At 56.0% G+C, this 21411-nt stretch carries 18 protein-coding genes; 2 read left to right on the top strand and 16 right to left on the bottom strand.

What is annotated here, in order from left to right:
- Nucleotides 1-206: 206 nt before the first annotated feature.
- Nucleotides 207-2123: a glycosyltransferase family 2 protein gene (locus JKG68_RS13800; RefSeq protein ID WP_202060347.1), complete on the top strand. Its 1917-nt coding sequence runs from the start codon at nt 207-209 to the stop codon at nt 2121-2123.
- 139 nt (nt 2124-2262) lie between these two features.
- On the opposite strand, the gene JKG68_RS13805 is transcribed toward JKG68_RS13800, so the two are convergent.
- From JKG68_RS13805 to JKG68_RS13840, 8 genes are all read right to left on the bottom strand, one after another.
- Complete coding sequence (locus JKG68_RS13805) at nt 2263-3669, bottom strand: glycosyltransferase family 2 protein (RefSeq protein ID WP_202060349.1); 1407 nt, start codon at nt 3667-3669, stop codon at nt 2263-2265.
- A gap of 216 nt (nt 3670-3885) precedes the next feature.
- Nucleotides 3886-4782, bottom strand: coding sequence for a glucose-1-phosphate thymidylyltransferase RfbA (gene rfbA, locus JKG68_RS13810; protein ID WP_202060351.1), 897 nt, complete (start codon nt 4780-4782; stop codon nt 3886-3888).
- 45 nt (nt 4783-4827) lie between these two features.
- Nucleotides 4828-5385 carry a dTDP-4-dehydrorhamnose 3,5-epimerase gene (gene rfbC / locus JKG68_RS13815; protein WP_202060353.1) on the bottom strand — a complete coding sequence of 186 codons (558 nt, stop codon included), beginning with the start codon at nt 5383-5385 and terminating at the stop codon, nt 4828-4830.
- An 83-nt stretch (nt 5386-5468) separates the two neighbouring features.
- Nucleotides 5469-6530, bottom strand: a complete 1062-nt coding sequence (rfbB, locus tag JKG68_RS13820) for a dTDP-glucose 4,6-dehydratase (protein WP_202060355.1) — start codon at nt 6528-6530, stop codon at nt 5469-5471.
- 176 nt (nt 6531-6706) lie between these two features.
- Nucleotides 6707-8722, bottom strand: a complete 2016-nt coding sequence (locus JKG68_RS13825) for a glycosyltransferase domain-containing protein (protein ID WP_202060357.1) — start codon at nt 8720-8722, stop codon at nt 6707-6709.
- A gap of 138 nt (nt 8723-8860) precedes the next feature.
- Nucleotides 8861-9625, bottom strand: a complete 765-nt coding sequence (locus tag JKG68_RS13830; RefSeq protein WP_202060359.1) for an ABC transporter ATP-binding protein — start codon at nt 9623-9625, stop codon at nt 8861-8863.
- A 9-nt stretch (nt 9626-9634) separates the two neighbouring features.
- The gene (locus tag JKG68_RS13835; protein WP_202060361.1) at nt 9635-10438 is read right to left on the bottom strand and encodes an ABC transporter permease; all 804 of its coding nucleotides are present in this window, start codon (nt 10436-10438) and stop codon (nt 9635-9637) included.
- 128 nt (nt 10439-10566) lie between these two features.
- Nucleotides 10567-11874, bottom strand: coding sequence for a nucleotide sugar dehydrogenase (locus JKG68_RS13840; protein WP_202060363.1), 1308 nt, complete (start codon nt 11872-11874; stop codon nt 10567-10569).
- 390 nt (nt 11875-12264) lie between these two features.
- Between JKG68_RS13840 and JKG68_RS13845 the strand changes: the two genes are divergently transcribed.
- Nucleotides 12265-13155, top strand: a complete 891-nt coding sequence (locus JKG68_RS13845; RefSeq protein ID WP_202060365.1) for a glycosyltransferase family 2 protein — start codon at nt 12265-12267, stop codon at nt 13153-13155.
- 125 nt (nt 13156-13280) lie between these two features.
- On the opposite strand, the gene JKG68_RS13850 is transcribed toward JKG68_RS13845, so the two are convergent.
- The 8 genes from JKG68_RS13850 to JKG68_RS13885 form a co-directional block, all read right to left on the bottom strand.
- Nucleotides 13281-14255 carry a class I SAM-dependent methyltransferase gene (locus tag JKG68_RS13850; RefSeq protein WP_202060367.1) on the bottom strand — a complete coding sequence of 325 codons (975 nt, stop codon included), beginning with the start codon at nt 14253-14255 and terminating at the stop codon, nt 13281-13283.
- A 170-nt stretch (nt 14256-14425) separates the two neighbouring features.
- Nucleotides 14426-15448 (bottom strand): glycosyltransferase family 4 protein, encoded by a 1023-nt coding sequence (locus tag JKG68_RS13855; protein ID WP_202060369.1) that lies wholly within the window; start codon nt 15446-15448, stop codon nt 14426-14428.
- A gap of 8 nt (nt 15449-15456) precedes the next feature.
- Nucleotides 15457-16671: a glycosyltransferase family 2 protein gene (locus JKG68_RS13860; RefSeq protein WP_202060371.1), complete on the bottom strand. Its 1215-nt coding sequence runs from the start codon at nt 16669-16671 to the stop codon at nt 15457-15459.
- Nucleotides 16668-17771: a DegT/DnrJ/EryC1/StrS family aminotransferase gene (locus tag JKG68_RS13865; protein WP_202060373.1), complete on the bottom strand. Its 1104-nt coding sequence runs from the start codon at nt 17769-17771 to the stop codon at nt 16668-16670. The genes JKG68_RS13860 and JKG68_RS13865 overlap by 4 nt, the downstream gene beginning before the upstream one ends.
- A gap of 56 nt (nt 17772-17827) precedes the next feature.
- Nucleotides 17828-18457 carry a NeuD/PglB/VioB family sugar acetyltransferase gene (locus tag JKG68_RS34700; RefSeq protein WP_202060375.1) on the bottom strand — a complete coding sequence of 210 codons (630 nt, stop codon included), beginning with the start codon at nt 18455-18457 and terminating at the stop codon, nt 17828-17830.
- Nucleotides 18458-18688: 231 nt separating this feature from the next.
- A complete protein-coding gene (locus tag JKG68_RS13875; RefSeq protein ID WP_202060377.1) occupies nt 18689-19606 on the bottom strand; it encodes an NAD-dependent epimerase/dehydratase family protein in 918 nt (305 codons plus the stop codon).
- Entirely contained in the window at nt 19603-20325 is a 723-nt protein-coding gene (locus tag JKG68_RS13880) for a sugar phosphate nucleotidyltransferase (protein WP_202060379.1), read from the bottom strand. The genes JKG68_RS13875 and JKG68_RS13880 overlap by 4 nt, the downstream gene beginning before the upstream one ends.
- Nucleotides 20326-20340: 15 nt before the next feature.
- On the bottom strand, nt 20341-21339 hold the full coding sequence (locus JKG68_RS13885) for an SDR family NAD(P)-dependent oxidoreductase (RefSeq protein WP_202060381.1): 999 nt from the start codon (nt 21337-21339) through the stop codon (nt 20341-20343).
- Between the last annotated feature and the right edge of the window lie 72 nt (nt 21340-21411).

Here is a 21411-nt window from a genome sequence, read left to right on the forward strand (position 1 = left end):
AACCGGCTGCGCTTCTTCTTCTAGACACCCAGTTTTACGCAAGATATTGCAACCCAGATGGATTTTAGCCGACACTTGGGATGGCGGCTTGGCTTTCTCTATCTGGATCAAGGTTATGAATAAGCGCGGACCCATATCGGCCGAGGAGAAGGCTGTATCTTTTACGTCTCAGATTCATCTAGAAGTTGCGGGTTGAGCCTAAAGATATGGCCATAGCAAAGAAACTTAGGCACCTGATTCCAGCAGAGGGGCGGGTTCTCATAAAGAAGAAATTTCCGGAACTCGTCGAAAAAGTTGCTATCGGTGTAGACCTGCTTCCTTCCGCTCTGAACGGACGCGCGTGGAAAAGGCTTCTGCAGCCAAATCCCAACCAACGCCTTCACCACCTCTCTTCTAAGATGTGGTGCGGATTTGGGGAGAGGACGGCCAAGGAGCTCGAGCTTTCGAAGCTATCAGACCAGCGGGACCGCAAGGTCCTTGCATCGACTGCCTGGTCTCTCGCCAAGTGGTATGCCTTTAACAGAGATTACGGCAGAGCTCTTGAGAACCTCATTCTAATGACGACAGCCATCCCCAGGATGCGCCGCAACGCCTATACCCAGCTCATGATAGTCGAGTGCCTGCTTCAGCTGGACCGACCGGATGAAGCCCGGGACTGGCTGCAGTGGGCGTCAAGAGGAGCCGAACCTAAAGCGGAACTCTGTCTGTCCGCGGCTAATATCAGCCTTGCGCTGGCGCGCCTTCAGAGCTCGGCATCCTCAGCCGACGCCGAAAGGCTGTCATTGCTGAACCAAGTCTATGAGGGTGCAGGCTTCTCGAAGATCGAGAAGATGAACGAGGCAGCTCCGCTGACCCTCGGCAATATCACCGTTCCGCATCCCCGTCCGGTGGAAGCATCGGCGAAATTGAGTGTTCTGATGCCCGCCTACAACTGCGCGGACACCCTGCCTACTTCCCTAATCAGCATCCTGAACCAAACATGGCGCAACCTGGAAGTGCTGGTCGTCGATGACAGGAGCCAAGACGATACCTGGCAGGTCATCGAGCGCTTCGCGCAGACCGACAGCCGCGTTATTCCCTTGCGTCATGAGCGGAATGGAGGTGCCTATGCGGCCCGGAACACCGCACTTGCACATGCTACCGGAGAGTTCGTGACTGTTCATGATGCAGATGATTGGTCACATCCAGAAAAATTTGCCGCCCAGATGCTCTATGCAACCTCCCATCCCGAGAGCATTAGCACAACCATTGGCGTTCGAGTCTCCTCCGACCTCCAGTTCGATGTGAAAGCGAACATGGCCGGGATGCTCATGGAGAACACGTCGTCGTTGCTCCTGAGGAGGCAAATGCTGGTCGAACTCGGCGGCTGGGACCAAACCCGGATGGGCGCTGATTCAGAACTTTATGAGCGTGTGAAGGCCAAGCACAAGTTAATAACGAACAAGCTCTTCATGGGCACGCCCCTGACCCTCATCCTCTTCAGCGGTTCGTCTCTCACGCAAACCAAAGCGGCCGGCCTTGCGACGGTAAACTATGGGGCACGCCGGCAGTACAAGGAAGCCTACCGGTTTTGGCATGCGAGCGAGTTGGCCAAACCCGAACCGGACCTCCGCATGACGGAGACCCGTCGGTTTCCAGCCCCGCGCATCCTGCTGGGGCAGAAGGGAGAAATCACGGACATAGACCTCGTGATCGTCGGTAACTTCGCCGATGCTAAGCACTCGACCGAACACCACATTGCCCAGTGGGACGTTTTGGCCCGAGCCGGCCTCAAACTGGGGTTGGCTCATTGGCCATCCTACCGGCGGGCGGAAGCCAACATCGCCTCACCCGCTCGCACGGCTCTTGCCATTGGGCTCGCAGAAAACATCGTTCCGGGTGAGGCCGTGTTGTGCACGACTGCAATCGTACTCGGCTCCGATCTGCTCAACGACCCTCCTCATCCTTTGCCGAGCATCCAAACCGAGCGCCTGTATGTGGTGACCGAGCTTGGCCTCTCGGACGAGCAGCATGAAGCCTTCAGGCAACGCTTCGGCTGTGCTCCTGTCGTGATCGGTTCAGACTACGCCGAGCCTCTGCTGGCGGCGTTGACATCCAAGGGGTTGAGTTCGGCCCCGACGTAAATCCCCACAGGATCTCAACGGCCGATTGAAGCTGCCAGAACCCAATGTCGGCCACGCATCGTCGCCAGTCGTTCAGCCGACGCTCGTGTGGAAGCGGCGTTGTTGGCAGGACCGGCCAGTCATGAGCCGGGTCCGACGCTCAGGAGCCATGTCCGGGCGAGGGGGCGAGACTGTCCGGTATCGGAAACGGCCGCTTCTCAAGAGGAAAAGGCACGTAGAGCGGGTTCGCGGTCTCATGCCAGAGGCCGAAAGCTTTGCGGTATGCGCTCCGTGCAGGACTGAAAAGACCCAGATCGCTGTCGATCTGGAAAGCCCCTCCCCCCGAGAGACTTGCGTCCGACCAACTCACGAAAGAGAGCAGCTTGTCGATCTTTCGTATGGACCTTGAACCGAACGACCGACCCATCCTGAGATGAAACTCCCCATCGCCTGCCGCGCGCACGGAGTCATAGTATCCTATCGTTTCCAGGACCGGCTTTTGTCGGAACATGAGCGACGAGGCATCTGGCCTGAAGTAGCCGTTCAGAGCCCTGAAGCCGCGCTGTTTAGAGCAGCGAACATGATCTACCCAAGTCGCGATGATCGATTGATCTCGCCGGAGCTCGGCAACCGCGGTAGCAATCTTCTGCGGGTGAGCCCAATCGTCAGCGTCCTGATTGGTCACGAACTCTCCCGTGGCGGATGCAAGCGCCATGTTCCTGGCAACAAATACGCCCGAATTACGCCCCATGGACAACAGGCGAAAGCGTGGGTCGGCATCACAGAACGGCGCCACGATGCTGGCAGTGTCATCGGTGCTCGCGTCGTCCACGACGATCACCTCGAAGTCGCGGTAGGTCTGATTGCGCAAGGACTCCAAGACGTACGAAATGGTTCCGGCGCTGTTGTAGGCCGGCACCAGGATCGACACCAATGGTCCCTGCAAAGGAGGATTGGCCGGCGCACTTTTTAGATTCTCGCAGGCGAACGGTGCACTCTCATCCTTCAACTGGACCGGGGTTAGGCCCTGCTTCGAGAGGACCGAGTTAATTGAGGCAAGCTGAAGGTCATAGCGTCCGCTCCAGAAGTGGAGCTGAGCATCGAAGATGTCCAGTTTCATTCCCGTCCTGGCGCTGCCTGCTGCGTCTCGTAGCGCCTTCTCCAGATCGATCGCGTCTTGCTCCCAGCCTTTCTCGCGAAGATCGTGGGCGCATTTGAGGATCGTGTCGAACTGCTCCGCCGCCAGCCAAGTCCGTTGAGAGACAATTCGTTCCACCACAAACCTATGCGCATCCGGCCCCATTCTTTCGGCGAAAGGGCGGACCTTGTTCAGGAACTCGGACGCGGCCATGGAATTCGGTTCGTTCAAGGCACCCTGGATGATCCCAGCAACCGCATCGAACTGCTTCAGATTGGCAGCCGCCAGAAGATAGACGTGCCGGCAGGCAAAGTCCTTCCTGTTCTCTTCTGGCATCGCTTCGTATGCCTGTATGACATCCTTGAATCGGTGTGCCGTGAGATAGCAATCGAGCAGTATACGCCAGGCCCGAGCATTTTTCGTCTCCATGCTCTCGATCTGCGCGGCCGCGGCATTGAAGTTGCCTGCGTCGATGTTCCTCCTGGCATGCTGGAGCGCAACGCTCTGGCGGCTGAAGCCGATTGTCCTAGCCCGCGACACTATCCTTCGAAGAAGATCGATCTTTTTGAGCCGTGAGACAGTGCTTCGGAGGAGACGTTGCATATGGAATGGACAGCCTTCTGGTGCTGGCGTCGGAACGCGCCGTTATCCAAGCAATCTGCGAGGAAAACGCTCCGCATCATCCGCAATTCGGAGCAGATACTGACCATATGTGCTTTTCGAAAGCTTCGTGCCCAGAGACACGAGCTGAGTGCGGTCGATCCAGCCGCTCGTAAAGGCGATTTCCTCCGGACATGCGATGCGGAACCCCTGACGCTTCTCGAGCGCGCGCACGAACTCGGAGGCCTCGACCAAGCTGTCCGGCGTACCGGTGTCCAGCCAGGCATAACCCCGGCCCATCAGCTCGACTTGGAGCTCACCCATCTCCAGATAGATGCGGTTCACATCAGTGATTTCGAGTTCGCCGCGAGCGGAGGGCTTTAGCCGGGCTGCAATGTCGGTCACCTGATGGTCATAGAAATACAGCCCCGTCACGGCCCAGTTCGAGCGGGGAGCCTTAGGCTTCTCTTCGATCGAAACCGCTTTGCCATTGCTGTCGAACTCGACAACACCATACCGCTCGGGATCGGTGACATGGTATGCGAAGACGGACGCGCCGGATGTTCGGTGTGCTGCGGAACGCAGAAGATCAGTCAATCCGTGTCCGTAATAGACGTTGTCTCCGAGGATCAGCACGGACGGCTCGCCTGCGACGAAGTCAGCACCGATAACATAGGCTTGAGCAAGCCCTTCGGGTTTCGGTTGCTCCGCATAGGACAAGCGAATGCCCCACTGCTCGCCGGTACCCAAAAGCTGCTTGAACCGCGGCAGGTCATCCAGCGTGGAAATGATGAGAATATCCCGCACTCCCGCCAGCATGAGGGTGGTCAGCGGATAGTAGATCATTGGTTTGTCGTAGATCGGCAGCAACTGCTTTGACGTAACGTAGGTCATAGGATGCAGGCGCGTTCCGCTGCCGCCGGCCAAGATGATGCCCTTCATCGCTATACTCCTTGATATTTCTAACGTCACCGGGGCGAGCCTAAACTACGAGAAGTAGACCGGAAGTTCTGCAAGCTTTGGCTGGTGGCGGTCTTTATCGGAAAGAACGGCTCGGGAAGGCTCGATTGGCCATTCAATCTCGAGAGCAGGATCGTCCCAGAGCAATCCATGATCGTGAGCGGCAGAGTAATATGACGAAACTTTATAATGGACTTCGGTATTAGGCTCGAGTGTACAGAAGCCGTGAGCGAAGCCTATCGGCACGAACATCTGGCGACCATTCTCCGCTGAAAGCTCAACAGCAACGTGCTTTCCATAGGTCGGAGAGGACCGACGAATATCAACGACAACATCAAGAATAGAGCCCCGCACGACACGGATCAGCTTGGCCTGAGCAAATGGTTCGGCTTGAAAGTGCAGGCCCCGCACAGTGCCTGCTGACGCGGAAAGAGAACAATTGTCCTGAACGAAATCGGCCGCAATGCCCGCCTCGGCAAAATGCTGCTTGTGAAAAACCTCCGAAAAATATCCACGGCTATCACTCAGGCGCCCTGGCGTGATCACCTTCGCATCAGGGATTTTCGTTGGCTCCACACTCAGCACGGCCCATCCTCACTCTGGTTTGACTGCTTCAACATACTTGAACGCCGTCACTCGCAATAACCGATTCAGCCCATATCTGCGAGTTAGATCGCCACTCCGAGCCGCTCGCCCTGATAGACGCCGGAGCGAACGCGCTCCCACCAAGCTTGATTGTCGAGATACCAGGAGACGGTCTTCCGGAGCCCGGTCTCAAAAGTTTCGGATGGACGCCATCCCAACTCGCGCTCGATCTTACTGGCGTCGATGGCATAGCGCAGATCGTGGCCGGGCCGATCGGTCACGTAGGAAATCAGCTTTTCTCGTGGCGCGATCGCGTTGCTCGGCGCCATCTCATCGACGAGCTGACAGATAGAGCGCACGACGTCGATATTCGTGCGCTCGTTCCAGCCGCCGATGTTGTAGTTCTCGCCCACCCTGCCTTTGCCGGCTACGAGGATCAGCGCGTCAGCGTGGTCCTCCACGTAGAGCCAGTCGCGCACATTCTCGCCCTTTCCGTAAACGGGTAGAGGCTTTCCCTCGAGCGCATTCAGGATCATGAGAGGGATGAGCTTCTCAGGGAAATGGTAAGGTCCGTAGTTGTTAGAGCAATTGGTGATCAGCGTCGGCAGGCCGTAGGTGTGGTGCCAGGCGCGCACGAAATGGTCCGACGCAGCCTTCGACGCTGAGTAAGGCGAATTGGGCTGATACGGGTACTCCTCATGGAAGAATCCTTCATGGCCAAGGGATCCGAAAACTTCGTCCGTCGAGATGTGATGGAAGCGGAATGTATCGCGCCGCGCGGCATCAAGCCTACTCCAGTAAGCCAGCGCCGCCTGGAGCAGTGTGAAGGTGCCGACGACGTTCGTCTGCACGAACACTCCAGGACCGTGGATCGAGCGGTCAACATGGCTTTCGGCGGCGAGATGCATGATCACGTCCGGCTGATACTCATTGATCACGGTCTTCATCCGCTCGGCATCGACGATATCGGCGCGCATGAAGCGATATCGGTCACTGCCTGCGACAGATCGGAGGGAGTCGAGATTTCCCGCATAGGTGAGTTTATCGACGACGAGAACCTCATGCGGGGTACTGGCGATAAGCTTGCGCACGACGGCCGATCCAATAAACCCGGCGCCCCCGGTGACCAGATATCGCTTTGCCATGACCTGTGCTCTCTCCATTACCAGTTACGTCGGCACTGCCGAGCAAGCCCGCTCGTTGAGGCGAGGGTTCTAACCTATCAAAGAAATATCGTCCACGGCCTCTGGCGTCTCCTCTGCCTGGGGGCAAAAAGCCACAATCGAGGCTCTACCTCAACTCCAGGTAGCAAAAACAACTACTAGCTCATCCGTTGCATTGACCGGAAATAACCCGCCGCTTCCTTGCGGATCCGCTCTAATAGCGGATGCTCCTCCACCTGACGGTAAGCGGCGAGGATCTTGTCAGCGCCGTAGAGCTCCCGCAGGCGCTTCCAAGCTTCCGCCATGTGAACGACCCGCTTTTCCTCGTCGATGCTCCTCGACTTGCGGTGAAAGACGAAGGTGTTAGTTGCGACGGCCAGTTCGAAGCCCGCGGCGCGAGCCCGGAAGCAGTAGTCGTTTTCCTCACCATAGAAGAGCTTGAAATTCACTTCATCGAAGAACCCGATGCTCTCAATGACTTCCTTCTTGATGCCGAAGCAAAAGCCGTGAACCAGCGGAGTCCGAGGCACGAGATCCGCCTTGCTCCAAGTCTCACAGGCAAGGTCGAGATCGGAGTGTTTCAGGCCACGCGGTAGCGGATTGATGGTCGTGTTGTTGCGTTTATCCTTGATCTGAGGAATGGATTGCGCTCCCGCTGCATTCGAGAGCGGGCCGACAATGCCTATCCTATCGCTCTGGTTGGCTGCATCGAGCAGTTTCAAGGCCCAGTTCGGGCTTACGATCGTGTCGCTGTTGAGAAGGATGCGAAATCCGGCTCCCGCAGCGGCAAGGCCACGATTTGCCGAACGCGTGTACCCCAAATTGTGCTCGTTTTCGAGCAGGACGACCCGGTCCCGGGTCGCTGAAAATTCTCGCAGATAAGAGGTCGTCGCCTCGTCGGAACGGTCATTGACGACAATGATCCTGTGACTTGGCAACAGGCTCGCCCACGCTGCCTCCAGGCAAAGCCGGACGTCGTCGAGAGCGTTGTGAACGCAGACGATTATGTCGATGGGAATGTCGACTAGAGGCTCCAGTCGCTCCCTCTTGACCTCGGCGAAGCTCAATCCCGCTGAAGGGGTGGCGACATGGCCGAGCTTTACGAGAATATCCGGAAGCTTCAAAGCCCGCGCGAAGCTGTGGCGAAAGTAGGAGAAGTCCTCGTGGTCTCTGACGGACGCACCCTGTGGCAGAAGCGGAACGATCTGGAGAGGTGGATGGCTGTAGGTGACCCATGCCAAGGCGAGTTGATCCCTGCGGCTGAAGCTTTCGATCTGCCGCCACCAGGCATGAAGGGCATCGGCAGTCTCCTGACTTTTGAGGAGAACGATCATGAACCCGGTTTCGAATAGCGGCTGATTCAAGGGGAGACCAGCGCTCCTGTAGTGCTCAATCTGTAAATCGATGAGCTTTGCTGCATCCTTCTTAAGCCGCTTGCAGGCTTCGGCCTCCTCATAGAAGCACGTGCGATGCGGGTGCGATACCAAACCAAGCTGGGCGCCCTGCTGCCTGACCATCTCGATATAGTGATGTACATCGCCTCTGAAGATGATGTTGGCATCCAGCCATACAGCAGCCTGGTGGGTCGGGAAAAGCTCGTGCGGATGTGTCTTAACCCAGCGGGCGATCCTCGTTGGATCAGGGTGATAGTATGGCGAGGATCGCATCTGCCAGATGCCGTAATCATTCCGCGGGCGATCCGTGAAACACACGTACTCAACATCGGGATCGATGCGATCTGGAAGAAGCAAGTTGTCGTATTCGCCGAAGATGGCCGTGTAAAAGACGATTCTCCGGCCTTCCGGTGCAGAGGAACGGTGGGCAGAAATCTGCCGCGCGATATCGTCCTTCACATCCCATCGATTGTCGAAGAAGGCCCGGGCGGCCCGCCTCGGCAATCTTGTCGCTAGAATGTCCTTCGTTCGATCAACACCGCGCTGCACCCCAGCCGCCATACTGGGAAGACGCCTGGCCAGCAGCCGCAAGGGACGCGTCACTGTCCAGGACAGAGAACCGCGTAACCCGTTGACTTCTGATCGCAGCTCTCGGACCGTGGCTTTGAGTTCCGCGATCTCGTCCTTTTGTTGCTGGACTTGCTCCTGCAGCGAGGCGGCATCTGCTAAAGCGCTAGGGTCAGCGGGTTGGGACATGGAACGCGGAAGTTCTTGGGTCATGCGATCGGGACCTTGCCGATCAGAACCCGCGAGCCCAGCCGATGGCTGCGTGGGAATGCTGAACCCGAGGCGGTCATGCTGATTTTCGCGTCAGTTCCATGCTCATCATCATTGAGCCTTTCCGATAGCATGACAGGATCACCCGTCATTACCATCTACGCCCATGGAGACAGCGTATGTTTCAATAACCTCATCGATGGGCCCAGATGCTTTGATTCGACCGTGCTCCAAGATAATCGCCTTGTTGCAGAGGTCTCGCAGCACCTTGTTGGAATGGGAAGCAAGCACCAAGAGCTTGGAGTCACGAGCGAAGCTCTCTAGCTGCTCATTGGCCTTCTTCAGGAATCGTGCATCGCCGGTAGCAACCACCTCATCCAACAACAGGATGTCGGTTTCAACGTGTGTGGAAATTGCAAAGGCCAAACGTGCTCGCATGCCAGAGGAATAGGTACGCATCGGAAGATCGAGAAAGTCTCCGAGTTCGCTGAATTCTGCAATGGCATCAGCCTTCTTCTTCAACTCAGCTTTGCTCATCCCCAGATACAGACCACGAATGAAAATGTTGTCGTAGCCGGTGGAATCCATGTCGAGACCGAAGCCGAGATTCAGCAGTGGTGCCACCCGTCCTTGGACGGTGACCCGCCCGTGGGTCGGCGGATAGAGCTTCGCCATGACGCGCAGGAGCGTTGACTTGCCTGCACCGTTGTGTCCCAGAAGAGCCAAGCGATCCCCCGGCCCTAGCGTGAGCGACAATTGATCCAGGGCGCGAACCACCATTTGGCCCGACTGCCCCTGTGACAACTGCCCGCCAATGTGGCTTTCCTTGGACGACTGCCGCCGGTCGGACTTCGACGCTTGCACGGGAAATTCCAGCGTGATGTTTTCAAGCTTGATTAGTGCCATTGCCCCACCTCAAAGCCAGAACGCAATGCGCCGGCGCCAGTGGGCATAGATCGGGACGGTGACACCCCAACCAATCGCTGTAATCCCGATGGCCACCGCCCAGACCAAGGTGGTCGGTGCGTGCCCAAGCAGCGGTGCGCGTAAGAGTTCGATAAAATAATAGAATGGATTGAAATCCACGAAGATCGTGCGGATTCCCGTGACACTGTCCGGATACCAGAGGATCGGGGTCACGAAAAAGGCGAGACGCATGGCGTTCGGGATCATCTGCCCCAGATCTCTGTGACGCACGTTGATGAGACCAAGCAGCAGTGCAACCCAAATCCCATTGAGAAACACAAGCATTAAGGCGGGAAGGATCAGGATGACATTAGGAAATGCCGACACACCGTAGAGAATAACAACCGCAATATACACCAGCGAGTTGAAGCCGAGGATGATCAAATTCTTCCAGAGAAGCTTATAGATATAGACGGTCCTCGGAACGGGGATCTCCCGGATCGCAGTGGCATTACCCACAAAGGCGTCCTTCCCCTCGAGCACGAGAGCATTGAGAAAAACCCATACCATATAACCGGTGACAAGATGGGGGATATAGTCAGACGTCGGATGGCTCATGATCCCACCGTACAGGCTGCCAATGCAGGTCACGAACAAAGCCAGGCTCAGCGTATTCCAGAACGGGCCGATGCGCGAGCGACGGTGACGTGTCTGCACATCGCGCCAGCCCAGCGTCATCCACAACTCACGCCAGCGCCAGCCGTCCCGAACCTCTTGCAGGACATCCAACATATTCGAACCGTTGGTTCTCAACTTCGCTTCCTTGATCCCGTTCCTGGCGCTCGGACGTTGAACCCGAGACGCCAAACTTATCTAAACTTGGGCCGACGCCCATTGGTGAGGCAGTGGCTCTCGTCTCGGATGACCTCACATCTGCGCGTTTACGCCTTCACCACGTTACCGCGGGCGCCCAGATATCGTCCGCGCGTATCGACGATGAGCTTCGCGTGCTTCTCAATGATGCCGTAGTCGAATTTGTCGTGGTCCGTTGCGAGAAGCACCAGATCGTAATCGGCAAGTGCCTCGGGGGTTAGCTCGACGCTCTTGAGATCGAAGGAATAACGCCGCATCTTAGGGAAGCTCGGGACGTGCGGATCGCTGTAGGAAATCTGCGCCCCTTTATCCTGAAGCAGCGTCATCAGCTCGACTGAGGGCGACTCCCGCATGTCGTCGACATTCTTCTTGTAGGCGATGCCGAGAACAAGGATTTTGCTGCCACGGATCGGCTTCTCGCGCTCGTTGAGGGCATCGGCGATTTTCTCGACGACCCATTCCGGCATCGTGCTATTGATTTCGCCCGCGAGCTCGATGAAGCGGGTATGGAGGCCATACTCGCGCGCCTTCCAGGTCAGGTAGAACGGATCGATCGGGATGCAGTGCCCTCCCAAGCCTGGGCCGGGATAATAGGGAACGAAGCCGAACGGCTTGGTAGCGGCTGCCCGAATGACCTCGTGGATATCGATTCCCATCCGGTCGGCGATAATCTTCATCTCGTTGACGAGACCGATATTGACCGCGCGATGGATGTTCTCCAGCAGCTTTGTCAACTCAGCAGCCTGCGTGGAGCTTACCGGAACAACCGTGTTGATCACTTGGCCGTAGAGAGCAAGGCCCACTTCTAGGCAGGACGGGGTGCTGCCGCCGCAAACCTTGGGGATATTGTGCGTACTGAACTTGGCATTCCCCGGATCCTCGCGCTCGGGCGAGAATACGAGAAACGCATCCTCGCCCACGGTGAAGCCAGCCCTCTCAATCCGGGGGCGCAACTCCTCTTCAGTGGTGCCAGGATAGGTGGTGCTCTCCAGAGATATGATCTGACCAACTCTCAGATGCGGCAGAAGCGCGTCGACCGTATTCAATACGAAGCTGAGGTCCGGTTCACGATACTTGTTCAGGGGCGTGGGGACGCACAGGATCAGGGCGTCTACGTCGCGAGCACGTGACAGATCGGAGGTTGGCTCGAACCCGTTCTTGATCGCCTTGGCAATCCCTTCGGAGCCGATATGTTCTATATAGGTCTGCCCCTGTTTGAGGAGATCGACCTTACTCTGGTCAATATCGAAACCGACGACCTTGTAGCCGACCTCGGAATAACGGAGCGAAAGCGGCAAACCGACATAGCCCAGCCCGACGATGCCGATCACAGCGGTCTTCTCGTTGAACTTTTTCAGCAGCGTATCTTTGTGCATCGAAAAATCTCGGCTTTAGGCGCCTAGGATAGGACGGCCCTTCTATAAGGGCATTGATCTAGACCGCATACCTCCGGAAAGCGCCATAGTGCCGCGCCTCCTGCAGGTGAAGGCCAATCCGGCCAACAAGCCTGACCGGCGTCCCTTGGGCGCCGCTATACCTCTTTGAACTCGGTCCAGCAACCCTGACACAGCGTCAGACCAACCTGACGCAATGAGGGCGAAACGACGCCTTTCCGAACGGCATCTGGGCCTCTCATAGGTCCTATTCGTTAGCCGCCCGACCCGACATGGCCAAGGTTATGGAGGGGTTAGCCATCCTCTGCGTCTCCGTCTTGCCTGCCTCATCTGATCGATTTACTAGAACGGATCCGATCTTGGAGAGCATGAATGCGCGTTTTGGCCGTCGCGGTCACCTACAATCCAGATCCGGACCTGTTGGCCCGTGTCCTAGGATCTGTCGCCCCCCAAGTCCAGGGGATCGCGGTGGTTGATAATAATTCGTCCAATGCTAGGAGCGTGAGAGATGCCGCATCCGCGGTTCGGGCTCATGTCCTTGAAAATGAACAGAATCTCGGCATAGCTGCTGCTCAGAATCAGGGCGTCGCATTGGCACGTGACGAAGGCTACTCGCACATACTGCTGCTAGACCAGGATACGGTGTTGGCAGCTGGCGTCGTGGCAGACCTTTCGAGCCATCTGGCCGCTCTTGAGGTAGAGTACGATGGAGTCGCTGCCATAGGTCCAGCCTATTACGAACTTAACAGCGAGCGGCAGACCCGAGCCTATCAGGCCAACGGGCCTCTCCTATCCCGTCGTTCGCTCAAAGGCTTGGACTGTCCCGTGGAGAGCGACTTCATCATCGCTTCGGCATCTCTAGTCTCCTTAGACACGCTCGATAAAATTGGCAGCTTCAAGGAGGATCTATTCATTGATCTTGTCGATGTTGAGTGGTGCTTACGTGCCCGTGCAAGTGGATATCAGAGCTTTTTGTCTCCTACAGCCGCAGTCGAGCATCGTTTGGGTAGCACGATCGCACGAATTGGCCCCCGGAGAGTGGCGGTCCATGTGCCGATACGAAACTATTACTGGGTCAGAAATGCCCTCTGGCTCTCCCGCCAGCCCTACACTCCCTTGGCTTGGCGGCTCTATTTCATCAGCAGGGCCTTAATATTTCCGCTCGTTTACACAACTCTTACCGACCATCGACTCATGAGGCTCCGGCTTATTTGTCGTGGGATCTGGGACAGTTTCACTGGGCATTTGGGTTCTTTGAAGTGAACGGCGGCTTACTAAGCTAGTGAAAGCTATATCCCTGCATTCATGTCGACAGCACATTGACCCATGGCTACAGTCATTCTAGACACGCTGATCTTGGTAACGACGCCAGACAACAGGGTCGCTCTCTATCTCGAATTTTGCATTGTTGATGCAAGTTCATGATATGCATTCTGCCAGTTCGTAGCCTGTTTTTCCATCCACTTGGCTTGGGCCGAGTTGGTCTCTGCCTCCAAAGCTCGAACGCTGTCCCCATACCAGAGTTGGGTTAATCGCTTCAGCAAGTTGGGTGTCGCTGCAATATCAAGGAGAGCCGGCAATGCCAACACCCGCTCCGGGGTAGGCCGGAAGCAATGCACTACATGGTAAGCGAGATTGAGGCGTGTCTCAATAACACTCAGATCGTCCAATCCGTCTTGAGCCATCACTCTCATGAGCCGATCAATAGAAGCGAACATCGCGGGATCTCGCGTTGCCGCGCCAATATAAGTGGATCCATATCCCTTGATGTCGGACTCGAACCCACTGAAGTACGCGTCGATATTTATAGCAAAAAGACGTTCCAGCCCCGAGATTGTCGGATATGAAATATGTTCATATGAAGAGTTGAACCAATCTCGATTGTCGCGATGATCAGAGATAAGTGGGACCTCGAACAGCAGGACTCCATTGTACGTCAACAGATCGAGACTTTTTCTAATAGCGCCAGAGAAATCAAGTACGTGTTCGAAGGTAGCGATAGATGTGATGACATCAAAGCGACCCACTTTATCAACGGATATCGCAGGATCAGCAACATCGTGAGACAGGATCGTCACGCCGTGGCTCGCAGCCTGCGCCGCTGCACTGCCATTCACTTCGATTCCAAAACATTCATAGGGGCCGGCTAAGCGTCGGAGCAGAAACCCATCAGCGCAACCAATATCTAAGACCCTACCTCCAGAAGGCTTTGCAGCTTCAACAAATAATCTTGCCCAAAGAAGACCGTGCTCAGCAGTAAAAGCATAATCTTCATAGCCGACCGCACCGGCGGCAGTCTGACCATAATAACCATCCTCGTAGAAGGCCTCCGTACTTTCAGGCGGATCCTCAATTGTACCCATTCCACAATCTGCACAGAACTGTATGCGACGCCCGTCCCCGCGTGCAACATAGTTTGCAACTTGTACACAGTGGCAGACATTACATGAGAAACTCATGGGCGCATCCTTCCAGAGTCGAGCGTAATTCAGAGATCTAACTTGAATATATTACAGAATGAGCGATCAATGAACTATGATAATATTAGGCTCCTGAATACTGCCTCGTAATCATCTAGCATTCGGGTCCGATCAAACCGTTCTTCCGCTACGATTCTGCACATGAGCTGCATCTGACGAAATATTGACGGCTCCTTGAGCCACTCGGCAAGCACCCGCGCAATTTGCGGGTGGTCTTCGGGTCGGAACAAGAAGCCGTTAGAACCGGGCTGGATGAGTTCTGGGATGCCGCCGACTGGCGCACCAATAACCGGGACACCACAGGCGTTTGCTTCCATGATCACATTTGGCCTGCCATCCAGCTTCGACGGCACAACTAGAACATCGAGCTGGGCGAGAGCCGCAGATGCTTGGTCCACATAACCACCAAACTGAATGACATCCGCAGCCGGACCATCTCCGATGCGGGCTTTAACTGCCCCAGACATCTCTCCTTCACCGAACATAACGAATTGTAACCCTGGCAGAGCTTGATGCAAGTATTCAGCGAGAGTGACGAAGCCGAGAGGATTCTTCTCAGGTGACATTCTCCCAAAGTACCCTACAACAAGGCTATTGTCATTCCGAATAGAGCTCTTTGGTTTAAAAATATCTAGGTCGATCCCACTTTCTACTTTGCATATGTTTGGGTCAGTCTTAGAAGTATTATCACATATAAACTGCTGCATGTCACTGCTCTCAACGATGACCCCATCGAAGCAGGCCTCAAAGAGGAAGTGATTTAGCGTATGACCAACCTTATTATAGAGCACATCAACGATACGTCGCTGCGGCTCACGCTCCTTTAAATATGGGAGCTGACGGTATGCCCAAGGTGATCCAATTTGCAGCACCAGACCAATTTGCCGCTCTCGCACAACACCGGCCAGCATATCAACGCCTGTCACACCATGTGCATCAGAGAAGTCGATCAACCGATCATCGGCAGCGAAATCCTCAGCTCGATCGGGTGTGTAACCTCCGGCTCCCGTTCGATAATATCCGACATGAACATCGATGCCTCGATCGCGCATCGCGCGGAGCACGATCAGAGACAAGGCTCCGTTCACAAGGAACGGGTGAAGCGCGAGTATACCTTGATCCATAAACGACCGAGTCCCCATCGAAGATAGTTTGGAGTTTTAGTGGCAGGTTTCTTTGGAAGTACTGTGGGTTTGGGCTGAGGGCTACTGCTCTTCTTGTGCCGAGTGGCCTTCGAAGCCTCCCGATATAGATCCTCCCATGTTTTACTCTTCTGATACCAGTAGTCTCGAGCTTCAATATAAGCCCCGATATCTCGCTCAAGCCTACTCAGGTGCGCCGCCTGCTCTGAACCATCCGTCAAGGCAAGAGTTCGGCGACCGAGGCGTGTGAGAGAGGGGTCCTCGTCGCGCGCAGCCAATGCCGTTCGGAACGTTGTAAAATCGGCAAACCCAGTTCCTGCCATCATCAGACCAAGCAGCCTATGTACCTCGATAGGCTGCAGTGCGCTGAGTTGAGGGTGGCGTGCGACCCAGGTCACAATGCGCTCAATTGATGGATATAGGGCCCGGGCCTCGGCCAACGGGACGAGGTTTCGCAACATCGAGTGGGTGATTTCAAGCATTGTCCCTAGCGGATCAGCATGTGTCACGCCCTGTGAATGTTGCCGAGAGAACGTGAGAGGCTCAGGTAGAACTGCGAAGCGGCAGCCTAAACGGAGTGCACGAGTCCATAACTCATAATCGGGGGCCCGAACCATCGCTGGATCATCGAGACCGATCCGCAAGTGGGCCGCGCGACGTACCATTGTAGACGACCGGCAGAGTGGATTGGCTCCCAACCATGGATCAAGGCGGTTGAGGTCGTGCGCGACGTTCGTGAGCGCCTCCAATTCCTGGGCCTTTGGATGTGGCATGCCCTGCTTGTCGACGAATTTAACGTACGTTCCAATAATGTCGAGCGACGGGTCAGCAGCGAGAGCTGCCAGTTGAAGCTCGGCCTTCTGCGGAGCGATCCAATCATCGGCATCCAAGTTTACCAGCCAATCCCCGGAGGCGGCTTCCACCGCGCGATTGTAGCTCGCGGCGCCTCCGACGTTGCGTTCATTGACATGCAATCTTATCCGAGGATCGGCGAAGCTCCGCACGATTTCGACCGATCGATCGCTAGATGCATCGTCTACAACTACGATTTCGAAGTCCTGTACGGTCTGATCAAGAATACTGCGGAGCGTCGTTCCGACAAACTGCTCGTAATTATAGGATAGAACGATATAGGAGAGTTTCGGGATCTTGCTCATGGCAAACAGGCCACAACGCGGTCTATGTCAGCCTCTGACAAATCCTCATGGAACGGCAGTCCAATCACACACTTCGCAAGTGAGTTGGTTGCTGAGAGGTCAGTTCGCGGCACGTCGGCAAAGGCAGGATGACGGTGACAACCGAGCCCCCACCAGCGTCGCCATTCCACTCCCGCCGCTGCAAGTTTGTCCAACGTGGACGCAACTGACTTCTCTGGAAGGACCACGTTAAGGGTCATCGTAACCCATTCGTCTCCGGCACCAGGCTGCAATCGTGCTTCTTTATTCTTCAGGCGGGTTGCATAGGCGTCTATCAATAGACGAAGCCTGTCAAGGCGAGTTGGAAGTGCCTCCAAAGCGGCGAGTCCAACAGCAGCTGCATACTCGGAGATTCGGTAGTTTCCCCCACGGATGGCCGATAAGCGCTCACTCCCCAGAAAACCGAAACCGGTCATAGCAGTGGTGGACTCAGTAAAGTCGGCATCGGCCGATAAGATCGCTCCGCCCTCGCCGATACCAAGAACCTTTGTCGCGTGAAGGCTGACGCAAACGGGCTGCGCTCCGACACGGTCGAACACGGACGTGACTGCGGCCGCAGCATCAAATACCACAGGTATGCCATGCTTTACCTCGAATGCCATCCAGTCGTCGAAATCTGGCGGCGCTCCGAATGCACTGACCACAAGGACCGCCGCAGGCAGCGTGTCGAGCTGCTGCAAGGCAGCCTCGGCGATCTCAGGGGTCACCATGAGAGTGTCAGGATCAACCTCAACCAAGAATGGCGTCAAACCCGCGTTGCAGACCGCGTGCGTGCTCGCAATGAAGGTGAACGCAGGCATGATGCAAATTCCGCCCTTTGAGCAGGACTTTGCGCGCAGAGCCAGTTCGATTGCAGCCGTGCCATTACAGGTCAGTGTGACGCCGGCAGCCCCCGTCAACTTCGAGAGAGAAGCAGAAAATTCCCGGGATAATGGGCCGTAATTGCTGTAGATTCGGCTTGCATCAATCCGAGCCAGATAAGGCGCGATGGCCGAAGCAGTCGGAAGCTTTGGTACTAGCACTTTGATCGGCGCACCCGATCGATCGGACACCTGAGACATGGAGTCAATGAACCTCTATCCTTGAATTACAATGAATGCTGAAGCTGGCACCTGCCTCAATCTGGAGCTGCCTCGGCGCGGTGTACCAGCGGCCGGGCCGGCACTCCAACAACTGTGCTCCCGGCTTGTACGTCGCGAATGACGGCAGCTCCTGCCCCAACGATGGACCAAGCACCAATACGACACCCCGGTGCAATTACTGCCCCAACCCCGATGTTGGCCCCCTCCTCAATCACAACACCACCCGCCAGTGACACTCCTGGACCTAGGCTTGCATAGGCCCCGATCACACAATCATGGGTGATTGTACACCCAGGATATACCAGTACATGAGGTGAAACCTTCACATCAACGGTCATACTTGCTGCTCCCAATATCATCACGCCTTCGCACAACGTGACGTTTGGGCCAATGATTGCGGCCGGGTGGACTGCGGTGGCGTACCGCACGCGACCCATCTGTTGAACAAGCTTCTCCCGAGCACGGCCATCGCCCACCGCTACGAGAAAGCTACCCTCTGGATCAGAGGACCAAGCCTCAAGATCATCAGCAACTGGAATACCCCGAACAGGCGAAGTTGCGTAGCCCGGCTCAACCAAGAATCCGCTTACCGATGTACTAGAGGCCTCTAAGACAGCAAGCACTTCACGTCCGAGGGCTCCAGCTCCTAAGATTACAACAGCCACGCCTGTACCCGTCTGTTTAGTCGCTCTGATGAACCGTAGTTTCCTGTCGCGCGGCGGTCAATTCAAAGCCTAATCTTCCGCGCAGTGGTACTACAGGCGATAGCAAGTAAAACCCTGCTCAACTTCAGGCTTAAATCGCGAACGTGCGAGATCGGTGAAAGGAGCCCATACGGTGACGAAAGCAACGCTCCTTGAGCGTGAGCTTTTTCCAGAACTCAGCCGCGGGGAAAGTCAGTGACATGCATTTTCTGCATCAGCGAGGATTTGCGGAAGAAGACTCTCAAAATCTGGAGGCTCTGGAGCCAGCCCGACGGCTAGGAGGCGCTCCGTACTTCCGACCAGCAACGGCATGTCATCCGACCGCAAAAGTTCCGGATCCACTTGCACGTCAATGCGCTTGCCGCACGCCGTGATCATGGAGTTCAGGAGCACATCAAGCCTGAACGCGTGCCCACTGCAGAGATTTAGGATAGGCCAACACCAATGGCGGGCGCATGCCAACGCAATAAGAAGGTGTGCCGCTTCTCTGACATCGATGAAGTCACGGCTGACTTCAAGATTGCCAACTTTGATGACACCGTCAGTCCCGGAGGCCTTGACGATGCGTCGAGCAAATGATGGCAACGCAAGCTTCGGAGGCATTCCCAACCCGACCGGATTGAATAGCCGCGCCACCATCACCGGCAGGCCGCGCTCGGCCGCGGCCAGGCCAAGGAGCGTCTGGGTATATTTGGAGATGCCATAATCGCTGCGGGGCTGGCAGGGATGATCCTCCCGGACCGGCATGGCATCGTTGCTGACGTAGCCGTATTCAGCCGCCGATCCAAGCAGAATGGTTCGCGGCGGATTGGCCATGCCGGACAAGGCGGCCAGCAACCCTGCCGTCGGGACAGCATTGGCTTCGAAGAGCAGCCGGGCCTCCCCATGGGTTGCACCAGCGCAGTGAATCACGACATCAGGCCGACTGACGGCGAGAGCGTGCTCAAACTCCGTTCGCCCCCAGGGCCCGGGCCCAAGGACGATATCCCGATCCGGTCGGCTGCTTTCAGCCCGCGTGGCACACCTAAACGAAATGCCGGCAGACGCGGGAGACGCCAGAATGTGGCGCCCGAGAAATCCACTCGAACCGGTGAGAAGGATCCTCATCATGAACGCAGACGCGGCGAGAAGGCCTCTGGCTCGCCCTCCACCATTTTCTGCGCCAAGGCAAAGTCTTCAGGACGCCCGATGTCGAGCCACGTGCAGGCCTGCTGGTGGCACCGCACCAGCATGTCGGCTTGAGACATCGATTGCATGAGGGTCGGCATGTCGAGATACTCGCCTGGTATGAGCCACTGGCGGACGGCATTCCGGTTGAGCACGTAAAGGCCCATACTGACGAGATGCTGATAGGTCGGCTTCTCGCGGTATCCAACCATTCGCATATTCTGGTCGACTTCCAACAGGCCGAACTCGGACTTAAGCTCACGGCGATAAGTGCCAATGGTCGCTGCAGCGCGACTCGATATGTGGTCGTCAATCATCAGGCCCATATCAAGGTTCGTCAGCAGATCGCCGTTCGTGAGAATGAAGTTCTCCTCCAGCTGATCGAGAACCAAACTCATGGGTCCCGCAGTACCTAAGGGCTTGTCCTCCACACTATATGTGATCGAAATTCCAAAGCGGGAGCCATCCCCGAAGAAAGCCTCGATCAGATGCCGCAAATGATTGACGGCGATGATGGCCTTAGTCACGCCCGCTGCGCGGAGTTGGCGAAGCAAGATCTCGAGGATCGGCTTATCGCCGAGCGGCATAAGAGGTTTCGGGAACAATGCGGAGTAAGGATGCAGCCGCGAACCCTTGCCGCCGGCCATGATGATTGCCTGCATGAACGTTTCTTTCGCTTAAACCGTATAGGTTGTAGCGGCATACAGCTCGCGGTTCGCCGAAATAAATTCGATGACCTGACGAAGACCGTCGTCCAACACAGTCGTCGGCCGCCAGCCAAGAAGCCGTGCCGCTTTCGAATTATCTGATACGAGCTTCATGACTTCGCTCTTGCTCGGCCGGTCTCGTGCCGCGTCATGAACAATGGGCTTATCCATCTCCATCAACTGCAGGATGCGCTGTGCGAAATCACCGATGCTGTAAGTCTCTCCGGTCCCGAGGTTGATGGTCTCGCCTTCGATCCCGGGCATGATTCCAGCAAGGATGAAACCTTCAACGGTATCCGCAACGAAGGTTATGTCGCGCTGTGGCGTCAGCGACCCGAGATGAATCTCATCACGCACAAGCGCCTGAGAGATGATGGTCGGAATGAACGCACGGGCCGACTGACGCGGCCCGAACGTATTGAAGGGCCTGAGCACGACGACGGGCGTATCGAAGGACAAGTAGTAAGAGTCAGCAATTTTGTCCGCACCGATCTTGCTGGCGGAATAGGGCGACTGACCCTGAAGAGGATGCTCTTCGTCAATGGGCGCGCGACGCGCCGTACCATAAACCTCCGATGTGCTGGTATGCACGACCCGACCAGTTCCGAGCCGACGGGCGGCCTCTAAGACGTTCAATGTTCCCTCAATATTCGCACGAACATACGACCGAGGCGCCACATAAGAATAAGGAATAGCAATCAGGGCAGCTAGATGAAGGACCATATCTTGCCCTTCCACTGCTCTAAATACAAAATCGCTATCCTCAATATTACCTGAAACAATCTTAAGCTTGTTACGAAGATCTTCGGATAGAAACTTCAGATTTCCGATAGAGGAGTTGGAATTGTACCGCACCATGGCCGTCACATTTGCGCCGCGCCGCAGCAGCGTCTCGACGAGATGGCTCCCGATGAACCCCCCTGCGCCCGTTACCAAAATGTTCTTGCCCGTAACCACAAGAGCCTCCATCAAACTATTCTCGGGCTGCAATATATCGCTCGAGGACCGATGTCGAGACGCGATATACCCCTCCTGTGCCCT

Origin of the sequence: Microvirga aerilata (genome assembly GCF_016743775.1) — a bacterium.
In the GTDB taxonomy this organism is placed as follows: domain Bacteria; phylum Pseudomonadota; class Alphaproteobacteria; order Rhizobiales; family Beijerinckiaceae; genus Microvirga; species Microvirga aerilata.